Annotated in this window: 21 protein-coding genes; 10 read left to right on the top strand and 11 right to left on the bottom strand. The window is 62.5% G+C overall.

What is annotated here, in order from left to right:
- Positions 1-84 precede the first annotated feature (84 nt).
- Both AB8B31_RS14045 and AB8B31_RS14040 read left to right on the top strand, forming a co-directional pair.
- Complete coding sequence (locus tag AB8B31_RS14045) at positions 85-699, top strand: LysE family translocator (protein WP_130652749.1); 615 nt, start codon at positions 85-87, stop codon at positions 697-699.
- A gap of 21 nt (positions 700-720) precedes the next feature.
- On the top strand, positions 721-1,647 hold the full coding sequence (locus AB8B31_RS14040) for a dihydrodipicolinate synthase family protein (protein WP_130652748.1): 927 nt from the start codon (positions 721-723) through the stop codon (positions 1,645-1,647).
- On the opposite strand, the gene AB8B31_RS14035 is transcribed toward AB8B31_RS14040, so the two are convergent.
- On the bottom strand, positions 1,632-3,656 hold the full coding sequence (locus AB8B31_RS14035; RefSeq protein ID WP_130652747.1) for an ATP-binding protein: 2,025 nt from the start codon (positions 3,654-3,656) through the stop codon (positions 1,632-1,634). The two genes, AB8B31_RS14040 and AB8B31_RS14035, sit on opposite strands and share 16 nt — an antisense overlap.
- A 322-nt stretch (positions 3,657-3,978) precedes the next feature.
- On the opposite strand from AB8B31_RS14035, the gene AB8B31_RS14030 reads away from it, so the two are divergent.
- Both AB8B31_RS14030 and ilvN read left to right on the top strand, forming a co-directional pair.
- Positions 3,979-5,769: an acetolactate synthase 3 large subunit gene (locus AB8B31_RS14030; protein WP_130652746.1), complete on the top strand. Its 1,791-nt coding sequence runs from the start codon at positions 3,979-3,981 to the stop codon at positions 5,767-5,769.
- 21 nt (positions 5,770-5,790) lie between these two features.
- Complete coding sequence (gene ilvN, locus AB8B31_RS14025; protein ID WP_003541288.1) at positions 5,791-6,363, top strand: acetolactate synthase small subunit; 573 nt, start codon at positions 5,791-5,793, stop codon at positions 6,361-6,363.
- A gap of 58 nt (positions 6,364-6,421) precedes the next feature.
- Here the strand turns inward: ilvN and AB8B31_RS14020 are convergent, their stop codons facing one another.
- Positions 6,422-7,270 carry an aldo/keto reductase gene (locus AB8B31_RS14020; RefSeq protein WP_130652745.1) on the bottom strand — a complete coding sequence of 283 codons (849 nt, stop codon included), beginning with the start codon at positions 7,268-7,270 and terminating at the stop codon, positions 6,422-6,424.
- Positions 7,271-7,514: 244 nt separating this feature from the next.
- On the opposite strand from AB8B31_RS14020, the gene AB8B31_RS14015 reads away from it, so the two are divergent.
- Positions 7,515-8,108, top strand: coding sequence for a LysE family translocator (locus AB8B31_RS14015; protein WP_018242801.1), 594 nt, complete (start codon positions 7,515-7,517; stop codon positions 8,106-8,108).
- Here the strand turns inward: AB8B31_RS14015 and AB8B31_RS14010 are convergent.
- Positions 8,100-8,576 (bottom strand): DUF2269 family protein, encoded by a 477-nt coding sequence (locus tag AB8B31_RS14010; RefSeq protein ID WP_130652744.1) that lies wholly within the window; start codon positions 8,574-8,576, stop codon positions 8,100-8,102. The two genes, AB8B31_RS14015 and AB8B31_RS14010, sit on opposite strands and share 9 nt — an antisense overlap.
- Complete coding sequence (locus AB8B31_RS14005) at positions 8,576-9,853, bottom strand: SDR family oxidoreductase (protein ID WP_130652743.1); 1,278 nt, start codon at positions 9,851-9,853, stop codon at positions 8,576-8,578. Before AB8B31_RS14005 ends, AB8B31_RS14010 begins: the two co-directional genes overlap by 1 nt.
- A gap of 97 nt (positions 9,854-9,950) precedes the next feature.
- Here AB8B31_RS14005 and nthA point away from each other — a divergent pair, with 97 nt between their 5' ends.
- Genes nthA through AB8B31_RS13990 form a run of 3 tightly spaced genes read left to right on the top strand, consistent with a single transcriptional unit; the run spans position 9,951 to position 11,615 of the window.
- Complete coding sequence (gene nthA / locus AB8B31_RS14000; RefSeq protein WP_131605668.1) at positions 9,951-10,604, top strand: nitrile hydratase subunit alpha; 654 nt, start codon at positions 9,951-9,953, stop codon at positions 10,602-10,604.
- A complete protein-coding gene (gene nthB, locus AB8B31_RS13995) occupies positions 10,601-11,260 on the top strand; it encodes a nitrile hydratase subunit beta (RefSeq protein WP_130652741.1) in 660 nt (219 codons plus the stop codon). The genes nthA and nthB overlap by 4 nt, the downstream gene beginning before the upstream one ends.
- Complete coding sequence (locus AB8B31_RS13990) at positions 11,247-11,615, top strand: nitrile hydratase accessory protein (RefSeq protein WP_130652740.1); 369 nt, start codon at positions 11,247-11,249, stop codon at positions 11,613-11,615. Before nthB ends, AB8B31_RS13990 begins: the two co-directional genes overlap by 14 nt.
- 3 nt (positions 11,616-11,618) lie before the next feature.
- Here AB8B31_RS13990 and AB8B31_RS13985 read toward each other — a convergent pair whose 3' ends face one another.
- From AB8B31_RS13985 to AB8B31_RS13965, 5 genes are all read right to left on the bottom strand, one after another.
- The gene (locus AB8B31_RS13985; RefSeq protein ID WP_439007456.1) at positions 11,619-12,401 is read right to left on the bottom strand and encodes an anti-sigma factor family protein; all 783 of its coding nucleotides are present in this window, start codon (positions 12,399-12,401) and stop codon (positions 11,619-11,621) included.
- The gene (locus AB8B31_RS13980) at positions 12,398-12,913 is read right to left on the bottom strand and encodes an RNA polymerase sigma factor (RefSeq protein ID WP_026188465.1); all 516 of its coding nucleotides are present in this window, start codon (positions 12,911-12,913) and stop codon (positions 12,398-12,400) included. The genes AB8B31_RS13985 and AB8B31_RS13980 overlap by 4 nt, the downstream gene beginning before the upstream one ends.
- Before the next feature lie 34 nt (positions 12,914-12,947).
- A complete protein-coding gene (locus AB8B31_RS13975) occupies positions 12,948-13,328 on the bottom strand; it encodes a COG4315 family predicted lipoprotein (protein WP_130652738.1) in 381 nt (126 codons plus the stop codon).
- A 156-nt stretch (positions 13,329-13,484) separates the two neighbouring features.
- Positions 13,485-13,904, bottom strand: a complete 420-nt coding sequence (locus AB8B31_RS13970; protein ID WP_018242792.1) for a VOC family protein — start codon at positions 13,902-13,904, stop codon at positions 13,485-13,487.
- Between the two features lie 46 nt (positions 13,905-13,950).
- Positions 13,951-14,286: a cupin domain-containing protein gene (locus tag AB8B31_RS13965; protein ID WP_032980482.1), complete on the bottom strand. Its 336-nt coding sequence runs from the start codon at positions 14,284-14,286 to the stop codon at positions 13,951-13,953.
- A gap of 143 nt (positions 14,287-14,429) precedes the next feature.
- Between AB8B31_RS13965 and AB8B31_RS13960 the strand changes: the two genes are divergently transcribed.
- Together AB8B31_RS13960 and AB8B31_RS13955 are read left to right on the top strand one after the other, a co-directional pair.
- Complete coding sequence (locus AB8B31_RS13960) at positions 14,430-15,005, top strand: MarR family winged helix-turn-helix transcriptional regulator (protein WP_018242790.1); 576 nt, start codon at positions 14,430-14,432, stop codon at positions 15,003-15,005.
- Between the two features lie 133 nt (positions 15,006-15,138).
- A complete protein-coding gene (locus AB8B31_RS13955) occupies positions 15,139-15,627 on the top strand; it encodes an RrF2 family transcriptional regulator (protein WP_012758212.1) in 489 nt (162 codons plus the stop codon).
- A 16-nt stretch (positions 15,628-15,643) separates the two neighbouring features.
- Here AB8B31_RS13955 and AB8B31_RS13950 read toward each other — a convergent pair whose 3' ends face one another.
- A complete protein-coding gene (locus AB8B31_RS13950) occupies positions 15,644-17,125 on the bottom strand; it encodes a mechanosensitive ion channel family protein (RefSeq protein ID WP_130652737.1) in 1,482 nt (493 codons plus the stop codon).
- Between the two features lie 196 nt (positions 17,126-17,321).
- Positions 17,322-17,738 carry a cupin domain-containing protein gene (locus AB8B31_RS13945; protein WP_018242788.1) on the bottom strand — a complete coding sequence of 139 codons (417 nt, stop codon included), beginning with the start codon at positions 17,736-17,738 and terminating at the stop codon, positions 17,322-17,324.
- Positions 17,739-17,801: the final 63 nt, after the last annotated feature.

The raw sequence follows: 17,801 nt of genomic DNA, 5'->3' as shown, positions 1-17,801 counted from the left end.
AAGCAGATCGTCGGCTTCCCGATGGCGCATTCTTCGTCTTCGCGGTCGTGCCGTGCGCGGGCGCAAACTTCTGGAAAAACGCAAATGCAGGATCTTCTCGTCGTCTACATCGCCTACGCAATCGCTGCAGGCAGTCCCGGACCAAGCAACATGGCCATCATGAACGTGGCGATGCGGCAAGGGCGTCGACCGGCGCTCGCCCTTGCTGCCGGGGTTATAACGATGTCGACATGCTGGGGGCTGGTCGCTGTCACCGGCATTTCCACACTCCTGGTCCGCTATGCCCATGCGCTGCTGTTCCTCAAAGTCGCAGGCGGGCTTTACCTCCTCTGGCTCGCCTGGAGGGCGGCCCGCTCGGCAGCCACCCCGGATAGGCCGGCAAGCGAGGCCGTCCAACCTGCCGCGCAACTCGGCGCGCTCTATCGTCGTGGTATTCTGATGCATCTCGGCAATCCGAAGGCGGTTCTGGCCTGGGTCGCGATCATGTCTCTCGGCCTCAAGCCCGGCGCTTCACCGGAGATGGCCGTCACAGCTTTCGGCGGCTGCGTGCTGCTCGGGATCTCGATATTTACCGGCTATGCCGTGCTCTTCTCGACGGCACCGATGGTGCGCGGCTACGCCCGTGCGCGGCGGTGGATCGAGGGAAGTCTCGCCGTCTTCTTCGCGGGCGCCGGATCGCGCCTGCTGTTCTCACATTGACCGGATTTTCAGGATCGCATCATGTCTGTCGCTTCTCCGTTTCATGGTCTTTCGGCCTTTCCGCCAACGCCCGCCGATAGGGATGGCCGGGTCGACACGGATGCCCTCTGCCGCCTGCTGGAACGCTTGTGTGATGCCGGCGTCGCTTCGATAGGCCTTCTTGGCAGCACCGGGATCTACGCCTTTCTCACACGCGAGGAGCGACGGCGAGCCGTCGAGGCCGCCGTCGAGTGCGTGCGCGGTCGTGTTCCGATCGTCGTCGGTGTCGGTGCTCTGAGGACAGACCACGCCCAGGCCCTGGCGAGGGATGCGGAGGCCGCTGGTGCAGATGCGCTTCTGCTTGCGCCGGTGTCCTACACGCCGCTTACTCAGGAGGAGGCCTATCAGCATTTCCTTGCCGTCACGGAGGCGGCGAAGCTGCCGCTTTGTATTTACAACAATCCCGGCACGACCCACTTCACCTTCAGCCGGGATCTTCTGCAGCGCCTGTCGGACATCGAGACGATCAGGGCGGTGAAGATGCCTCTGCCAGTTGACGGCGATTTCGCAGGCGAACTGGCGGCATTGCGTGAGAGGAGCAAGCTTGCGATCGGCTATAGCGGCGACTGGGGCGCTGGCGAAGCACTGCTTTCAGGTGCCGACGCCTGGTACAGCGTCATCGGCGGCTTGCTTCCGCGCATCGCTTTTGCCCTGACCAAGGCCGCGATTGCAGGCGAGGACGGCGAAGTGCGTCGGCTCGATGGTCTTCTCCAGCCGCTCTGGCAAACGTTCAAGGCGTTCGGAAGCCTTCGCGTGATCTATACGCTGATCGACCTTCTCTCACTCGCCAAGGCCGAGCTCCCACGCCCTCTCTTGCCGCTCGGACCGATGGATCGGCAGCGTGTACTCGAGGCCGTCGAGCCTCTGATCGCACTGGAGAGCGAGTGGAAGGCTTATTCCTTGTTGTAAAGGCTGCTCAGCGGTTTTTTCAAAATGCTTTCGCGCAGCGACGTGCCGGGCTCGCGGCGGGAGATCGCAGGCTGATCCGTCGCCGGTGCCGGCCGGGGAAAGACCGGCTCCTCGCGGCGCATTTCGCGACGCAGCGCGTCCAACCGGGGATCGATCGCCGGCACCGCAGCCGGGTCCAGCCGCGGCGTTTGCGGCAGCAGTTCCCGCCGATAGGTTTCGAGCGGTGCAGCGGAGGAGGCGGGCGGCGCGTACGGCTTGGCGTCGAGATCCTCGTCGGCCGCATCAGCCTCGTCCAAGCTTGCCACGGACGCGGCATAGCTCTGCTGAAAATTCGAAATGTCGGGTCCGACCGTCACCGCCCGCATGCGGGTGACGATCTTGCGCAGATCGACCGTATCCGGATCTTCCTCGCTCTGCTTGCTGTTGGCGCTGCTGGCCTTCGGTAGGAGGTTTTCGTCGACGCGGGAAAAGCGCATGCGCATCGGCACGCTGATCGCTTCGCCGAAAGCGATCGCCTCGCCGTTGCCGATCGAGGAGATAAAGCTCGTCGTCGAGATCGACGAATTCGGAATGGCCGAGCGGATGATTTCCTGGTCTCGGTCGTTGGCGAGGCGCATGGCAAAGAGCGTCGAACACTGCGACAGGATCGTCTGGTCGAGTTCGCCCGGCCGCTGGGTGATGATGCCGAGCGAGACGCCGTATTTGCGGCCTTCCTTGGCGATGCGGGCGATCGCCTGGCGCGTCGGCACGAAGCCGAGGCTCGGATCGGAGGGGATGTAGCGGTGCGCTTCCTCGCAGACGACGAGCATGTGGATGGCGCCCTCGCTCCACAGCGCCACCTCGAAGGCCATGCGGCAGAGCACGGAGGCGACCGAATTGACGACTTCTGAGGGGATGCCGGCAAGCTGGAAGGTGCAGATCGGCCGGTTCTCGCCGGGGATGCGGAAGATCTGCGCGATGGTTTCGGTGATCGTGTCGCTGATCGTGTTGTTGGAGAACATGAAGTGATAGCGCGGATCGTTGATCGCAGCGATGAGGCGCATCTTCAGCGACCGCAGGAAGGGCTTTTCCGAGCGGCCTTCCAGGCGGCCGATGCGCTCGTCGATCAACGCCAGCAAATCGGCCATACGGTAGGGGACCGGCGTATCGGCAGTGATCGAACTCTTTTCGGTCGTGCGGCGCACCAGCGAGTTGTCGCTGCCGCGGAAGGCGCGTTTGGCCTCCGGCAGGATGTCGCGCAACATGTCGAGCTCTTCGGGCACCGGCGGGCGGCCGCGAAACACGACCTCGGCAAATTCCTCCAGCCGCATCAACCAGAAGGGCAGGTCGAGCGTATCGGTATCGATGGTGACGGCGTGCTCGGGAAAGGCGGCAGCGAATTCATTATGCGGATCGAGGATCAGCACGCGCAGCTTCGGATCCGCCGAGATCGCCTTGTGCAGGAGCAGCGACACGGCCGTCGACTTGCCGACGCCGGTGGAACCGACGACGGCGAAATGCTTGGAGAGCATTGAGGGGATGTGGATCGCCGCATCGATGCTTTCGTCCTGCGTCAGCTTGCCGATAACGGCGGTCGTACCCTCGCCGGCGTCGTAGATGCGCATCAGGTCGGCGGATCGGATGCGGTGGGCGATGGCGCCGAGATAGGGATAACGCGAGATGCCGGTCGAGAATTCCTCGCGCCCGTCCTCGTCGACACGGACTTCGCCGAGCAGTTCCGTCTCGATCCTGAACGTATTGTCTTCGCCTTCGCCCCAGGCATGGCTGCCGGTGTTCATCTGATAGACGAGGGCGACGACGCGGTTGCGGCCGACGCTGATCGAAATCAACCGGCCCACGGACCACAGTTCCGTCAGATCGGTGCCGCCCTGTTCGGCGACGGCGGCGATGGTCGCCCGCGAACCGCTGCATGCAACGACGCGGCCGAGAAAGCGGTTCCCCGGTGTATGGCCATCGCGGCGATCCTGTTCACCCGCCTTACCAGGCGCGTGCAAGTCGTTGTTAAGCAAAGGGCCTACTCCTGCAATGGGAAGCGAGAATAAAGCCCTTCCTTTAACAAATCCTTCCGGCCATGGATTTTAGGGATGCGGGGAGCCGGGAGTTTTTTATTGCGGCATGCGTTGACGCTGCGAAATTTTCTGTCTATCACTTCCGACCATGAAAATCGCAACGGCTCTTATCGTGGTGGGAAAGCGCATGGGCAGGATGGTGTAACCATCCGGCGATAGCCACCCATGCGCTAGATGACAGGCTCCTCCGGGGCCTTTTTTTATGCCCGAAATTCGGGCTTCCGGCCACAAACGCAATCCCAGCATCAAACGGAACAGACAGATGAGCACGGACAATCAGGCGGCAGGCAATCGGATGACGGGAGCGGAGATCGTTCTCAAGGCGCTGAAGGACAACGGCGTCGAACATATCTTCGGCTATCCCGGCGGCGCGGTCCTGCCGATCTATGACGAGATCTTCCAGCAGGAGGATGTCAAGCACATCCTCGTCCGCCACGAGCAGGGGGCAGGCCATGCGGCCGAAGGTTACGCCCGCTCCACCGGCAAGGTCGGCGTCATGCTGGTGACCTCGGGTCCGGGCGCCACCAATGCCGTCACACCGCTGCAGGATGCGCTGATGGATTCGATCCCGCTCGTCTGCCTGACCGGCCAGGTTCCAACCTCGCTGATTGGCTCCGACGCTTTCCAGGAATGTGACACGGTCGGCATCACCCGGCCCTGCACCAAGCACAACTGGCTGGTCAAGGACGTCAACGAGCTCGCCGCCGTCATTCACGAGGCCTTCCGCATCGCCCAGTCCGGCCGTCCGGGACCTGTCGTCGTCGATATTCCGAAGGACGTGCAGTTTGCGACCGGTACCTACACGCCGCCCGCCGACTACACGATCCAGAAGAGCTACCAGCCGAAGATCCAGGGCGACCTCAACCAGATCCATGCGGCGATCGAGCTGATGGCGAATGCGCGCCGTCCAGTCATCTATTCCGGCGGCGGCGTCGTCAATTCCGGCCCCGAGGCTTCCAAGCTGCTGCGTGAGCTGGTCGAGCTCACCGATTTCCCGATCACCTCGACGCTGATGGGCCTCGGTGCCTATCCGGCTTCCGGCAAGAACTGGCTGAAGATGCTCGGCATGCACGGCTCCTACGAGGCCAACATGGCGATGCATGACTGCGACGTCATGGTCTGCATCGGCGCCCGTTTTGACGACCGCATCACCGGCCGTCTCAATGCCTTTTCGCCGAACTCGAAGAAGATCCATATCGATATCGATCCATCCTCGATCAACAAGAATGTCCGCGTCGATATCGGCATCCGCGGCGATGTCGGCCATGTCCTCGAAGACATGGTCCGGCTGTGGCGGGCGCTGCCGAAGAAGCCGGAAAAGAGCCGACTGGACGACTGGTGGACCGATATCGCCCGCTGGCGGGCACGCAACTCCTTCGCCTATACGAAGAGCAATGACGTCATCATGCCGCAATATGCGCTGGAGCGGCTCTTCGCCCACACCAAGGACCGCGATACCTACATCACCACCGAGGTCGGCCAGCACCAGATGTGGGCGGCACAGTTTTTCGGTTTCGAGCAGCCGAACCGCTGGATGACCTCGGGCGGGCTCGGCACGATGGGCTACGGCCTGCCGGCCGCACTTGGTGTGCAGATCGCCCATCCCGACAGCCTCGTCATCGACATTGCCGGCGATGCCTCGATCCAGATGTGCATCCAGGAAATGTCGGCGGCGATCCAGCACGATGCGCCGATCAAGATCTTCATCATGAACAACCAGTATATGGGCATGGTGCGCCAGTGGCAGCAGTTGCTGCACGGCAACCGCCTGTCGAACTCCTATACCGAGGCGATGCCCGACTTCGTCAAGCTGGCGGAGGCCTATGGCGCCGTCGGCCTGCGCTGCGAAAAGCCGGATGCGCTTGATGACACCATTCTGGAGATGATCGAGGTCAGAAAGCCTGTCATCTTCGATTGCCGCGTCGCCAATCTCGCCAATTGCTTCCCGATGATCCCCTCGGGCAAGGCCCATAACGAAATGCTGTTGCCGGACGAAGCCACCGACGAAGCGGTCGCCAATGCGATCGACGCCAAGGGCCGCGCGCTCGTCTAAAAGGGAAGAGGAACCAGGATAATGAACGCTCACCTACAGCCCACGGGCTCCGCTTACTTCATTTCGCCGGAAACGGCGGCCGTCGAAAGCCACACGCTTTCGGTTCTCGTCGACAACGAACCGGGCGTTCTTGCCCGGGTCATCGGTCTGTTCTCCGGCCGCGGCTACAATATCGAGAGCCTGACGGTCTCCGAGACCGAACATCAGGCGCATCTTTCCCGCATCACGGTCGTCACTCGCGGCACGCCGCAGGTGCTGGAACAGATCAAGGCGCAGCTCGAGCGCATCGTGCCGGTGCATCGCGTCGTCGACCTGACGGTGCGCGCCCGCGAACTCGGCCAGGACCGGCCGATCGAGCGCGAAGTGGCACTGATCAAGGTGATCGGCGAGGGCGAGATGCGCGCCGAGACCCTGCGCCTTGCCGATGCCTTCCATGCCAAGGTGGTGGATGCGACGGTCGGTCACTTCATTCTGGAGATCACCGGCAAATCGTCGAAGATCGACCAGTTCGTGGCGATCATGAAGCCGCTTGGCCTCATCGAGGTCTGCCGTACCGGTATCGCGGCGATGAATCGCGGCGTGCAGGGCATGTAAAGATTACAGGCCGGGCATGTAAGGCAGATGCTGTAATCATTGGGAAAGCCGCTGAAGGTCAGAGCATCTCCAGCGGTTTTTTCTTTGTAGGCGGCGGAAAGGCGGCGTCGAGCGCATCCCAGTCGTCGTCGGTGATATCGAGCGAGACGCAGTCGCGGTTTTCTGCCGCGCGTTCGGCATTCGAGGTCTTCGGGATGACGATGACGCCGTCGCGTTCCAGCAGGAAGGCGAGCGCCAGCTGGGCGGGTGTCGCCTGATAGGCCTTGGCGATGCGGATCAGTTCGGGATGGTGCAGGATATTGCCCTGTTCGATCGGGGAATAGGCCATGACGGGAATGCCGCGGCTCTGGCACCAGGGCAGCAGATCGAATTCGATGCCCCGGCGGGAAAGGTTATAGAGCACCTGGTTGGCGGCGACATTGGCGCCGTCGGGCACTCTAAGCAGTTCCTCCATGTCGTCGGTGTCGAAGTTAGAGACGCCCCAAGCGCCGATCTTGCCCGATGCCTTCAACGTTTCGAAGGCCGTGACGGTCTCAGTGAGCGGATAGTTGCCGCGCCAGTGCAACAGATAGAGATCGATGCAGTCGGTGCCCAGCCGTTCGAGACTGCGCTCGCAGGCTTCGACCGTGCCTTTCAGGCTGGCATTCCAGGGATAGACTTTGCTGACGATGAAGACCTCGTCGCGCCGTCCCCTGATCGCCTGACCGACGATCTCCTCGGCGCCGCCGTCGCCGTACATTTCGGCGGTGTCGATCAACGTCATGCCGAGATCGATGCCGGCCTTGAGGCTTTCGATCTCGGCCTTGGCATGGCCGGCATCCTCGCCCATGGCCCAGGTGCCCTGGCCGAGCGCCGGCACCTCAGTGCCGTTCGGAAATGTGATCGATGGAATCGGGTCGTTCTGCATGGGTTTCTTCCTACAGCGCCGCGCGTCCTTGAGATGGACGCTGTAGCACTTTGAATTGCTGCATGATTTTATCCTTAAATCGATGCCGATTTAAGGAATTATGCAGTCGGCAAGAGATTGGGCCGGGTCGCCATCTTTCAAGTAATCCTGTCACCATGACAATGATGCGATGGTATCGCCGGTTTAGGACAGTTAGGCTGACCTAAATAAACAGGCCGCGGAAAAGCTGGCTTCGGGAGGTCGCATGCCACTGGATACATTTCTCGCCCTCGTTCTGTTCGCCTTCACGACCTCGATCACGCCGGGGCCGAACAATATGATGCTCTTCGCATCGGGCGTGAATTTCGGCTTCCGCAGGACGATCCCGCATATGTTCGGCATCGGCGTCGGTTTCTTCTCGCTGCTCATCGGCGTCGGCCTTGGGCTCGGCGCGCTGCTGCACACGGTGCCTGTGGTCTATACCGCGCTGAAATTTGCGGGCGGCGCCTATCTCGTCTGGATCGCCTGGAAGATAGCCTCGTCGCGCTCGCTCAGCGAAGGCAGGAGCGGCGTCGAGCCGATGTCCTTCCTGTCGGCCGCTGCCTTCCAGTGGGTCAATCCGAAAGCCTGGGTGATGGCGGTCACGGCGATGGCGACCTATACCAATCCGCAACTCTACCTCGTGAGCGTGCTGATCGTCGGTCTCGCCTTCGCGGCGGTCAATGTGCCCAGCGTTTCGACCTGGGCAGGCTTCGGCTCGGCGCTGAGGGAATGGCTTTCCGATCCGGTGCGGTTGAAGTGGTTCAATATCAGCATGGCGATACTCTTGGTGCTAAGCCTCTGGCCGATGCTAAAATAGAGTGATCGCCGGTTTTGTCAGCATCAGCCAGAAAATGCCGAGGACGGCTGAGAAGGCTGGAAATCCGAAAGCAAACCAGAAGCGGTAGAGGCTGAAATAGGCTGGCGGCAGGGCTTTTCCCGCCGCTGCTGCGGCGCGGGCGAGGTCGCGCAGCCGGATCTGGATCCAGACGACCGGCAGCCAGAACAGGCCGGTGACGACATAGAGCAGCAGCGACAGCGCAATCCAGCCCTCCGACAGGTCCCAGCCGATCGATCGGGCCAGCAGATAGCCGGTCACCGGCTGGAGGATGGCCGCGGTCGCGGTGAAGATCGTGTCGGCGATGACGACGGTGCCGGCGACATGGGCAATCAGTCTGGGATCGCGCGTCCGGTGCGCCATCACCATGAAGAAGGCGATGCCGGCGCCGGTGCCGAAGAGTACGGTCGCGCCAATGACATGGGCGAGCAGCAGCCATTCTTCAAGCATCAGCGTTCATCCAGGGTGGCAAGGGCTACGAGCGTCAACAGGATCGACGGCAGAACCTTGACGAGGGGGCCGAGGGGATCGAACCAGAGCGCGGGTTCGAGCAGGCTGGCGCCGGCGAGATAGGCGAGCGATACACCAAGCATGCCGAGAAGGGCGCGTTTCGCCAGGGGACGGACAAGGACGGCGGCACCGAGGACGACGTCGATCAGGCAGGTCGCAAGCGTCAGCGCCGTTGCCGAGGCCTCAGGCATGAACGGCAAGAAGTGAGCAGACGTCTTCTCCAGTGCCAGCAGCGGGATCAGACCGGACAGCAGCCAGAAGACGGATAGGCCCGATATGACGAGTGGCTTCAGGAGATAGAGCCGGGCAAACCAGAGATCCTGGACGCCGGAGGGATTGGCCGAGAGCGCTGCGGCCGCGGGTGTCGCGACGAGGCCGCTTCCTGCTTTCGAGCTTTGCACGCCTTCCGACATCACTGTCAGCGCTGTCGAACGCAGCGGCGAACGCCAGCCGAGCAGGCCCGATAGATCGGCCAGCCACGTCACTGGCCTGGCCAGCCAGGGGGGCAGGGCGAAGACGCGGGCGGGCGGCAGGCCCAGCCACTGCCGGTGCAGGTGAACGAGATCGGCGAGCGTCAGGACTTCATTGGCGGCGAGATCGATATCCTTTGAAGGAAGGCCGCCGGAGACTGCCCGCGACACGGCTTCCGCCACATCGTCCACCGAAAGTGTTTCGACCGGGCTTTCGGCATGGATCAGTGGCAGCACCAGGGGAAAGGCGGCAAGCGCCCGTAGCAGCGCCGAGCCGCCATGGGCATTGCGGCCGAGCACGAGGGCAGGGCGCAGGATGAGGTAAGGCAGGCCGCTTGCCGCGAGCGCCTCGTCGGCGCGGCGCTTGGTGGCGAGAAAGGGAAGGTCGCCGGCCGCTCCTGCCGTCCTTGCCGATATCTGCACGATGAGCGGGCGCGACGAGCACTTTGCAGCAGCATAGAGCGCCAGCATCGCCTCTGCCTGGGTGGCCGCCAGATCGTCCGACAGGCCGTCCTGCAAGGCGCCGGCGCAATTGACGACGACATGCTGGTCCTTGAGGATATCCTCCCAATCCGCGGGTTTCGTCATGCGCGATAGATCTGCGCGCCGCCATTCGATCGCCGGCTGTTTCAAACGGGCACGTACGGGATTGCGGCCGAGCCCGGTTACGACGTGGCCGTCGGCAACGAGCCGGGCCGCGACGACGGAGCCTATAAAGCCGGTTGCGCCGAGAATCAGGATATTCATGGCAGGAGATTAGCGGAAAAGCGGATGAGACATAGAAGGGCTTGGCGGGCCTGCGGCATATGTTAGAAAGAGCGGGCAGTTTCGGGAGGGCATCGCCTTGCACGACCATGACGACGACCATGCTCACGGAGATGAGCACGCCCACGGGCACGATCATGACAATCATTATTCCGACATGCAGGCGCGCGTGAAGGCGCTGGAAACGCTGCTGACGGAGAAGGGGCTGATCGATCCGGCGGCGATCGATGCGATCGTCGATACTTACGAGACCAAGGTGGGACCGAGAAACGGCGCCCATGTCGTCGCCAGGGCTTGGAGCGATGCCGATTTCGCCGACTGGCTGAAGCGCGATGCGACGGCGGCGATATCAAGCCTCGGTTACACCGGCCGGCAGGGCGAGCACATGCGTGCCGTCTTCAACACGGCCGAGACCCATAACCTCGTCGTCTGCACGCTTTGCTCCTGTTATCCCTGGTCGGTGCTCGGCCTGCCGCCGGTCTGGTACAAGGCGCCGGCCTATCGCTCGCGCGCCGTCATCGATCCGCGCGGCGTGCTGGCCGAATTCGGGCTGATGCTGCCTGAGAACCAGAAGATCCGCGTTTGGGATTCGACGGCGGAGCTGCGTTACCTCGTCATTCCCGAGCGGCCCGAAGGGACAGAGGGAATGGACGAGCGGACGCTCGCCAGCCTCGTCAGCCGCGATGCGATGATCGGCACGGCCGTTGCCCGCAAGCCGGAGAGCGCCACATGAACGGACCGCACGATCTCGGCGGGCAGATGGGCTTCGGGCCTGTCGCGCCCGAAAAGGACGAGCTCTATTTCCATGCCGATTGGGAAAAGCGGGCACTCGGCATCACGCTTTCCTGCGGCGCTTTCGGCGCATGGACGATCGATGAAAGCCGGCATGCGCGCGAGAATATTCCGCCGGCCAATTACCTCGCTGCCAGCTATTACGAGATCTGGATCCGCGGCATCGACAAGCTGCTCGAACGGCACGGCTTTGCGACGCGTGAGGAGCTGCTTTCGGGGCGGAAGCTGCAGGACGGCGCGGCGCCAAAACGGGTGCTGAAGGCGGACATGGTGCCCGCCGTGCTGGCGAAGGGCGGGCCTTGTGATCGTCTTGTCGAGACCGCGCCGCTCTTCGTGGTCGGTGAGGCGGTGAGGACGAAGAACTTCAATCCGGCGACGCATACGCGCCTGCCGCGTTATGCCCGCGCCAGGACTGGCGTGGTCGAGGCGGTGCAGGGTTCGTTCGTCTTTCCCGACGACAATGCGCATGGCAAGGGCGAGAACCCGCAATGGCTCTATACGGTCGTTTTCGACGGTGCGGAGATCTGGGGCGAGGATGCCGATCCAACGCTGACGGTGTCGATCGATGCCTGGGAGGGCTATCTTGAGCCGGCATGAGACATCGCCGCTGACGCAATCGTCCGGGCTGCCGAGGTCGCCGAAGGGCGAGCTGGTCTTTCCCGAGCCGTGGGCGGCGGAAGCTTTTGCCATGACCGTGCACCTGCACGCAAAAGGCCTGTTCAGTTGGAGCGAATGGGCTGAAACGCTTTCCGCGCAACTGCACAAGCCTGGCCGGGCCGAAGATGGCAGCGACTATTTTGACTGCTGGGTGGCTGCTCTCTCGGACCTCATCGTCAACCGCGGCATCGCCGATGCGGATACGATCCAGGCACTGCAACAGAGTTGGCAGCGGGCGGCGGAAGCGACGCCGCACGGCCGGCCGATCGAGCTCGGCAACGATCCCTCACGCTGATCCTCACGACGGGAATTGCTTGTAGCACTCTTCTGCTACCTCCCGCAGCGTCTCGCGGGAGATTTCGCCGGTGACGGCATAACCGAGTTCGCCGTCGATCCAGTAAAAGGTCTCGATATTGCCTGATGAGGCGAAGCGGAAGCTCGTCGTGCTATTTTCCGTGTTGCGGCCAACCAGGACAGTCAGGCGCTCGCCAGCCTGGTTCTCGTACATGAACATGGCGCCTGGCTGGCCATCGACCGGCAGCAAGCGGCCGCCAACCAGCTTGAAGCCGAGCGGCTGCAGGCTCGGGATCTTGAGATTCTGGATTGCCAGACGCTTGCCGAGCCAGGTGGCAAGATGAGCCTCCTCGTCGGCGAAGACCTCGACGGGGTGGCGAACCTCGGCGGCATAGACCGTGAAGGCGGTCTCAGCCTGTTTCGGCAGGGTTTCGGAGCCGGCAAGCTGCAGCTCCGGCTTTTCCAGAAGTGCCGGGCCATAATGGCCGCTGACGGCGCCGAGCGTGAAGACGAGGAGGGCTGATGCGGCGATCGCCCAGCGTTTCGGCCCCGATGAGACGGCGCGCGGGGGGGCGAAGAGCAGAGGATCGCTGTCCTTCGCCTTCTCATAACCGGCAAACAGCGACCGGATGGCCCCATTCTGCGCCTGCCATTCGGTAACCATCGCCGCCTCGTCGGGATTGTCGGCCAGGAAGGCCTCGATGCGGGCGCGCGCCGTTTCCGGCAGCTGGCCGTCTGCATAGGCGTGGAGGTCGGCTTCGGTGACGTTCGGATTGGTCTCGTTCATTTCGGTCTCCGAAGCGTAATGATGTTGTCGGCCTTCAATCGCTCGGCGACGCGCCGGCGGGCGCGTGACAGGCGGGACATGACGGTGCCGATCGGGATATCGAGCGCGGCGGCGACCTCCCCATAGGTGTATCCTTCGATGACCACGAGCATCAGCACGGCGCGGTGCTCCTCTGAAAGGCTGTTCAGCGCATCATCCAGGCGGGCGCGCTCCAGCGGATCGGCCGGCGGTTCGGACGCGGCCAGATCCTCTGCGGCGTCAAGCTCGACGAGGCCGTCGCGCGCCTTGCCGCGTCGGCCGTTGCGGTAGAGATTGGTCATGATGGTCAGGACCCAGGCGCGCAGGTTGAGGCCGCGCCATTGGCCGCGGCGCGTGAGAACCTTTTCGACGCAATCCTGGAGCAGATCCTCGCCATCAGTATCCGAGCGTGTCAGGCTGCGCGAATAGCGCCTGAGCGAGGGCAGGAGGGCCAGGATCTGGCCCTCGAAGGTTTCGGGTGCGGGTGGTTTCACGCCGGCAGCTTTCTTGTGATCGGGGACTTCGCGATCAAGGTTTGGCAAGATCCCAGTTGCCGCCGACGCCATCGCCGGTGATGTCGCCGGCCTTCTTGTCCTTGACCCAGAAATAGAGCGGCATGCCGTCCTTGGCCCATTGTTTCGTGCCATCCTTGCGATCGACGATCGAATATGCACCATCGGCCTTGGCATCACCAGCGGCCATCAGCGGCGGCCAGTTCTTGGCGCAGTCGTCGTTGCAATTGGAAACGCCCTTGACGTCCTTCTTGAAGGTGTAGAGCGTCATGCCGTTTTCGCCGGCAAGCACCTTGCCCTTTTCGGATTCGACTGTTTTGACAGGAGGCGCGGCGAAAACAGCGGTCGCGGCAAAGGTGGCAGCCGCCACGACGGACAGAAATTTCACGGATTTCATGGTGTCTCTCCTCAGATTGGGCACGCAGTCTTGCGATACCTGAGATGAGACACGAGGCGAGGCGGTTTTATTCCATAGCGCCGGAAAAGTTTTGATGGCGGGCGTGGTAGGCCGAAGCCGGTTTCGTCGCGCACATCGCGCCCGGCGCCTTGCCGGCTATTCTCCGGTGGCGGCCGCAGCCGCCGCCATGTCGACCCACACTGCTTCGAATATATGGCCATCGGGATCCTCGAAGGCGCGATTATAGAGCCAGCCCATGTCCGTCGGCGCGCGCGGATCGGCCTTGCCGCCGGCCACTCCGGCCGCCTCGACGATGGCGTCCACCTCTTCACGGCTGTCTATCGTCAGCGCGATCAGCATCTCGCTCGTCTTCTGCGCTTCGGCAACGGGTTTCGGCGTGAAACTCGCGAAGAAATCGCGCGTCAGCAAGTGGAAGATAATCGCTTCGGACCAGACCATGTTCGACGCCTGGTGATCGCTGAACTGTTCATTCTTGCTGCACCCGATCGCTTCATAGAAGCGGGTGGCAGCGGCAAGGTCTTTCACCGGCAGGTTCACGAAGATCATCTTGGGCATGGCAGTTTCCTCCTCTTCCTTCCCCTTTCGGGGCGACGGTTTCTTCTCACACAAACTCCTGCACGATCGTATCGCTGGCATGAATGCAGACGATTTCGAGCCGTCCCGTGCCGACATTCTCGAAACGGTGGGGAATGTTGGCGGCTACGACGACGATATCGCCTGGAAAGGCGCGGGTTTTGGCGTCGCCCACGGTGAACTCGGCTTCACCCTTCCTGACCGCCCATGTCTCGGAATAGGGATGGACGTGCAGGTCGGGCCCCTGGCCGGGCTCGTTGTCGACGAGGAAGAGCGATATCTCGCCGCCATAGTCGCGGCCTTCGAATCGGACAGTGCGGCTGTGATTGGGTCGCACTTCCTGGTGGCGAAGAATCCTGAACATCACGTGCCTCCCGCTCGTTCTGTCTATGAATACAAAACTATCTTCTCGAGAAGATATATTCTTAAAACTATCTTCTTGTCAAGATATCTTCCGTGACTCGCGTGGAAGGTGTATGTCTCGCTTGTGTTGATATGAGGCAGAGAATGATGAATGGAACTGAAGGGGACCGCGACCGCCCGGGGGACGAGGACCGCCCTGGGGATGACCATGTCGACCGGCTGCGCCGGCAATGGGCGGTGGAACTGCCGGACCTCGACACGGAGCCGATGGCGATCCTGGGGCGGGCCTTTCGGTTGTCGAACCTGGTGCGCCCCAGCATCGAGGCGACCTTTGCCGATTTTGGCCTCGACCGTGGCGAATTCGACGTGATTGCAACGCTTCGCCGTTCCGGAACGCCTTACCGGCTGACGCCGACGGAGATGTATTCGGCGCTGATGATCTCCTCGGGAGGCCTGACCCACAGGCTTGACCGGCTGGAGAAGGCGGGGCTGATCCGCCGGGAGAAATCACCACGCGATGGGCGCAGCGTGCTAGTGGCATTGAGCGAAGCGGGTGCGGCACTCGCCGAAAAGGCTTTCCGCACCGACATGGCGAGCGAAGCTTCTTTTCTGCAGGCTCTTGACGGAAAGGAGCGCGAGGCGCTCGCTGCGCTGCTGCGCAAGCTGATCGCCGGAATTGAAAATGAGCAGGCGCGGGGAGAGGATGAGAACGCGGGCTGAGTGGAGATCGGAGCCCGCATCGCCGTTCAGGCAACAACACGCTGCTTTTGCGGCTCATTTACATCGTGTCGGTTTTCGGATATGATATGTCCTTAATTCCATTGGCAGAGCCAGCCATCACACGAGTTGCTGAATGATCCTGAAAAGCCAGGTCGAGTGGGCGCTTCACTGCTGCGCCATTCTCGCGGGCCTGCCAGAGGGCAGGTATCTTTCCACCAAGGCGCTCGCCGAGCTTCATGGTCTGCCGAAGGAATATCTCTCCAAAGCACTGCAAAGCCTTTCGCAGGCATCGCTTGTCGAGACCACGCTCGGCCCGAGTGGCGGCTACAGGCTTGCCAAGACCCCCTCGGATATCAATTTTCTCGAGATCGTCGAGGCGGTCGAGGGGAAGGCCCGCAGCTTCACCTGTACGAACATCCGGGCGAACAATCCCTGCCGGCCGGAAGGATACTGCGACAGCAAGCCATGCGCGGTCGCGCGCATCATGTGGGAGGCCGACGAGGCCTGGCGGGATACGCTGAGGCGCGTCCGGCTTTCCGATCTGGTCGGCACCTTGTCCGAGGAAGTGCCGGCCGACATTTGGCGGAGCACGTTCGAATGGGTGCTCAAGCGCGCCGGCTGAGCGGGGGTGCCGATCTCTACGCCTTGAAGATGGTCCTGATGGTCTTCAGGATGGCATGCGCACTGCGGGCATGTTCCGGGGGCAAGGAGGCGCCGTTGCGGAAACGCTCGGCGCGGCTGGCGAGATGGTCGGCGACTTCTTCCGCCAGCGCCGGGCGTTCGCTTACCAGCGGCGCGAAGGCCTCTTGATCGATCTCATACGCGGTCACGGAGGTCAGAGCTTCCAGGGTGCAGGCTTCCTGCATGCCCGCGAGCAGGCCGGTCTCTCCGAAAAAATCACCCGGCGCGAGCCGCCCGCGCTCCTCATCTCCGTGCCGCGCCGCGATGATGCCCGCCCGCACCATCATCAGCGACGGGAGCATTTCGCCCTCCCGCACGAGGACATCGCCCTTGCGGAATTCCCGCACGGCCGTGGTCTCGGCGAGTTTCTGCTTTTCATCTGATGTCAGCGTCGCAAAGATCGGAATGGCCTCGATCAGTTCGAGCGGCGTTACACGGGGCGGTCGTGCGCTTTCTTCGGTCGGCAGATCGCCCGTCAGGACTGAGGCCGCGGCCGGAACAGCCAAAAGCAGTCCGGCCGATTTGCAGTGACGATAGACGAGATCGAGCACCTCGTTTCGTGCTGTCACCCGTTGGCTCGGGCTCGTCACCCGGAACTGCAGCTCGACCTCCAGCGCCGTGGCATCCAGCCCCTTGAGCGCCACGACCGGCGGCGGCTCGCGCACGATCGAATTGCAGCTCGCCAGCGCCGTTGCCATGACGTGCCGGACTGATGCCGGCATCCGCGTCGGAGCGATGCGGATAGTGAGGACCAGGAGATGGGTCTCGTCCGGCCGGCTTACATTCGTCAGGCCGAGCTTTGCCAGAAAACTGTTCGGCAGAACGACGACATTGTTTGCGCTGGTCAGGATGTGTGTCGCGCGCCAGTTGCTTTCGACGACGCGCCCCTCCGTACCGTCGCTGAGAAGGATCCAGTCGCCGATGATGTAGGGCCGGCCGAGCGTCAACGCGATGCCGGAGAAGACGTCGGCGAGCGTGTTCTGGAGCGCCAGGCCGAGAATAATGGCGACGACGCCCGAGGTCGCGACGAGCGTGCCGATCGGCACGCCGAAGACGAAGGCCAGAACTGACAGGGCCATGCCGATATAGACGACGCCGATGACGAGATCCTGGAGCAGGCGGGCCTCTCGCGGACTGCCCTCCAGCACCAGATACAGCCTGATGAAACCGATGACGGCCCATGCCAGATGGATCCACCAGAGCGATTTCGCGACGATGACGAGCAAAGCCTGCGGATCCTCGGACTCATATCCTTGAAACCGGTGTGGTTCGATGCCGCTGACGACGAGGATCAACGTCATCATCGCGAAGAAGAGGATTTGCACCACCAGTCGCGTCGTCGGCCGTTGGCGGGAGAGAAGATGCCAGACGACGATACCGGCCAAACCTATCGTAATGAGGGATATCAGAGGTTTACCGAAGAGCGCGTCGTCAATCATCTCTCTGTCTCCGGAATGGGGCGAGCCGCCCATGATTCAGCATCTAGACCGCCCGCGCAAGCATCGGGGCTTGCGCAGGCGGTATCGCATCGGCCCGAAAATCGGAACCGGTTTTTGGAAAGCACGATGCGAGGGTTGAAAGTGTTACAGCGTCCTTTGCGCGTCTGAAAGACGCGCGGCGCTGTAATGCGGATCATCACTTCTTGAGCGGATAGGTCAACTCTTTCTGCTTGGTATCGACGACAAAGACGGCGAGCAAGCGGGCTGGCTTCGTTTTGCTGCCGTTGGCGCTGACACCATGGCGGTCGCCCGGCATTTCGGAGAAGCTCTCTCCGGCATGATAGACCTTGACGGGGCCGTCGTTGACCTGGCTGCGGATCGCTCCTTCGAGCACGGTGGCGTAGATGAAGGCCGTATCGGGATGGGTGTGGCCTTCGGAGAAGCCGCCTGGGCCGTACTCGACCAGCACGCCCTTGATGCTCTTGCCCGGTACGTTTGGAAGTTCGTGTTCATAGACGAGCGTCACCTTGGCAGCTTTGCTGCCCTCATCGGCGCTAGCGCCCGTGGCTGCCAGAAGGGCGAGCGCACCGGCGAGGAATGATGTTCTGATCATCGGAATCTCCATGGTTGCAGGGTGGGGCAGGATGCGCCCGAGTGGCCGCGTCCTCAGGGCAAG

This window comes from Rhizobium sp. 62_C5_N11_2, assembly GCF_051811185.1.
Classification (GTDB): domain Bacteria; phylum Pseudomonadota; class Alphaproteobacteria; order Rhizobiales; family Rhizobiaceae; genus Rhizobium; species Rhizobium leguminosarum.
Note: the sequence above shows the minus strand (reverse complement) of the source record. Positions and strands in the feature narration are given on the sequence as shown.